Source organism: Variovorax sp. 20P10.2.4, from assembly GCF_058244205.1.
The window spans coordinates 1-3371 of sequence record NZ_JBZAYE010000727.1 but is presented as its reverse complement, the minus strand read 5'-3'; the positions used below and the strand labels follow the sequence as shown (position 1 = coordinate 3371).

General features: G+C 70.8%; 4 protein-coding genes. 2 read left to right on the top strand and 2 right to left on the bottom strand.

The genetic code is table 11. The features are described 5' to 3' along the window. The coding region (locus tag AC27VN_RS36415) for an amidase family protein (RefSeq protein ID WP_490879781.1) at positions 1-582 on the bottom strand (582 nt) is incomplete at its 3' end. Between the two features lie 29 nt (positions 583-611). After that, positions 612-1598, bottom strand: coding sequence for a Bug family tripartite tricarboxylate transporter substrate binding protein (locus AC27VN_RS36410; RefSeq protein WP_490879780.1), 987 nt, complete (start codon positions 1596-1598; stop codon positions 612-614). Positions 1599-1757: 159 nt separating this feature from the next. Here AC27VN_RS36410 and AC27VN_RS36405 point away from each other — a divergent pair, with 159 nt between their 5' ends. Further along, a complete protein-coding gene (locus AC27VN_RS36405) occupies positions 1758-2654 on the top strand; it encodes a LysR substrate-binding domain-containing protein (protein ID WP_490879779.1) in 897 nt (298 codons plus the stop codon). A gap of 199 nt (positions 2655-2853) precedes the next feature. Beyond that, positions 2854-3357 carry a hypothetical protein gene (locus AC27VN_RS36400; protein WP_490879778.1) on the top strand — a complete coding sequence of 168 codons (504 nt, stop codon included), beginning with the start codon at positions 2854-2856 and terminating at the stop codon, positions 3355-3357. The last annotated feature ends 14 nt before the right edge of the window (positions 3358-3371 follow it).

Sequence of the window (3371 nt, the reverse complement as noted above, 5' to 3'; positions counted from 1 at the left end):
GCTCGGGCGCAGACCGTAGACGCCGCAGGCATAGGCCGGGTAGCGGATCGAGCCGCCCTGGTCGTTGCCGTGCGCGATGGCGCCGATGCCGACCGCGACCGCCGCCGCCGCGCCGCCGCTCGAGCCGCCGGGCGTCACCGCCGCATCGTGCGGATTGAGGGTGCGCCCATGGGCCGCGTTGTCGGTGAACCAGCGCATCGAGAACGCGGGCGTGTTGGTGCGGCCGATCGGAATCGCGCCCGCGCGCCGCAGGTTCGCGACCACCGGGCTGTCCTCGGCGGCCACGACCTTGCGGTAGGCCACCACGCCGTTGGTGGTGGCATGCCCGCGCTGGTCGACATTGACCTTGATGGTGACCGGCACGCCATGCAACGGCCCGGTCGCCTCGCCGCCGGCCAGCGCCGCGTCGGCCTGCCGCGCGGCCTGCAGCGCTTCCTCGGCGCCGCCGTCCACCACGGCGTTGAGGCGCGGATTGACGGCCTCGAGCCGTTCCAGGCTGCTGCGTACCGCCTCCACGCACGAGAGTTCGCGTGCCGCGATGCGCCGCGCGAGTTCGGCGGCTTCCAGTTGCCAGGGATGCATGGCTTGTCTCCTCGAAAAAGATGGATGGATCAGTCGCCCTTGACGCCCGCGCGCCGCACCGCCTCGGCCCAGCGCGGCTTCTCGCGCTTCATCAACGCGCTGAGCTCCTCGGGGCTCGAGGGCAATGCCTCGATCGACAGCGCGGCATTGGCGCGCACCACGGCCGGGTCGGCCAGCGCGGCGCGCAGCGCGGTGTTGAGCCGGTCGACCGTCTTGCGCGAGGTGCCCGCGGGCGCCATCAGCGCGCCCCAGGCCACCACCTCGAAGCCCGGCACGCCGCTCTCGGCCACGGTCGGCACCTCGGGCAGCACCGCGGCGCGCTTCGCGCTGGTCACGGCGATCGCCTTGACCCGGCCCTGCTGCACGAAGGGCAGCACCGCCGAGATGTTCTCGATGGTCACGTCGAGCTGGCCGTTGACCATGTCGGCGACCGCCTGGGTGCCGGTCTTGTAGGGCACCTGCACCATCGTGAGCCCGGTCTCGGTCTTCAGCAGCTCGCCGGTCAGGTGGCCCGCGCTGCCGATGCCGGGCGTGCCGACCGAGAGCTTGCCCGGGTGCTCGCGGCCGTAGGCGACCAGCTCCTGCAGGCTGCGCACCGGCAGGTCCTTGCGCACGATCAGCACGTAGGCGTTGCTCGAGATCAGGCCGACCGGCACCAGGTCCTTCTCGGGCACGTACGACAGCTTCGAGAAGAAGGCCGGGTTGATGCTCAGGGTCACGAGGTTGCCGTAGCCGACCGTGTAGCCGTCGTTCGCCGAGCTCACCAGGGCCTGCGTGCCGACGATGCCGCCCGCGCTGGGCCGGTTGTCGACGATCATGGCCTGGCCCAGTTCGCGCGCCATCGCGTCGGCCACCGGGCGCATCGCGACGTCGACGCCGGAACCGGCGGCATAGGGCACGATGAATTTCACCGGGCGCTCGGGGTACTGGGCCGAGGCGGCCAGCGCGGCGGCGGCCAGGGCAGCCAGGACGGCCACCGCGGCGCGGCGGGTCCATGCGAATGACAGGGCGGGCACGAAGCATCTCCTCTTGGGGAATCCCGCCGTTCACCACGAGCCGGCTGGTGGCCGAAGTCTAGGAACCGGGCCCGCGCCGCAAAAGACAATCGCTTGTCGCGATGACAACCTGCGTTTGTCGGTAGATTCCCGCGCACGGCCGGGCGGCAGAATGCCCGCATGAAGGATCACCAGCTCAAGGCCTGGCTGCGGCTGGCCGACACCGGCAGCATCCGCGCCGCCGCGCGCAGCCTGCACCTGAGCCAGGCGGCGGTGACCAAGGCGATCCGCGAGCTCGAGGCCGAGGTCGATGCGCAGCTGGTGCTGCGCAGCTCGCGCGGCATCGAGTTCACCGAGTCCGGCCGCCAGCTCACGGTGCGCGCGCGGCTCGCGCACCAGCAGCTCGAGCTCGCGCGCCAGGACATCCGCATCCTGCAGGGCAGCCAGCACGGCCGCGTGGCGGTGGCGGTCACGCCGATGGTGTTCCTCGGCGTGCTGCCCGAGGTGGTGCGCGCCTTCCGCAAGGCCATGCCGCAGGCGCAGCTCAAGCTGTTCGACGGCCTGATCCCGCAGGTGCTGCCGCTGCTGCGCGAGGGCGCGGTCGACTTCGCGGTGGCGGGCCCGGTGGCCTCGGCCCTCGATGCCGACTTCGCGTTCGAGCGGCTCGACATGATCGAGATGGCCGTGCTGTGCCGGCGCGGCCATCCGCTGCGCCACGCCATGCGCTGGGAGGAGATCGCGGGCGCCGAATGGCTGATGCACCTGGCGCCCGGCAGCCAGCACAGCTTCCTGCTCGAGCAGTACGCCGCGCAGGGCCTGCCGCTGCCCGAGCACCGCATCGAGGTCGCCTCCTTCGGCGTGAGCTGGGGCCTGTTGACGCGCAGCGACGCGCTGATGGTGGGCCCGGCGGGCATGCTCACGATGCCGCCCTATGACGCGCTGGTGGAACGCGTACCGCTCGCGATGCCGGTGCCGCCGCTCGAGCTGGGCATCGTCTCGCCGCGCGGCAAGCCGCTGTCGCTGGCCGCGCTGCGGCTGGCCGAGCTGTTTCGCAAGTACCTGGCGCGGCCGGCCTGAGCAGCGGCCCCTCGCTTGCGCACGGCCGTGTGCCACGGCGATGACAGCAGGCCCAGAAAAATCGTCGCGTGCGCTCGCGCTTCGGACCGTGCCCGCGTGTATATTGCGCCCGCGTCCGGCAAAGCCGGCGCCAACGATCACAGGGTAGAAGCCATCGCGGCCAGACTCGAGCCGCACGAGATCTCCAGAACATCCAGCCATGAAATCCCTGCGCCTGCTGCCGGTCCTGAGTGCCGCCCTCCTCCTCTGTGGTCCGGCGCTCGCGCAGTCGGTGGACTTCACGCTGCCGACCTTCGACCAGCCCTTCGAGATCCAGAAGACCTGGATCAACGTCGGCTTCTACTCGGCCCACTTCGACCGCGACAAGGGCCTCGAGAACAAGAACCCCGGCCTGGGCTTCGAGTACCCGCTCAACGACGTCTACCGTGTCACGCTGGGCACCTTCCACAACAGCGACCGGCGCCAGTCGCACTACCTCGGCCTCTACGTGCTGCCCTTCGAATTCCACGGCGTGCGCTTCGGCGCCGTGGTCGGCGGCTTCGACGGCTACCCCAACTACCGCAACGGCAACTGGTTCCCGGCGCTGATCCCCACCGCGGCGATCGAGGGCAAGAACTGGGGCCTCAACATCGCCTACGTGCCGACGGTCAAGAACCGGCTCTATGGCGCGCTGAGCTTCCAGCTCAAGTACCGCTTCGAATGAGCGGCCGCCGGGGC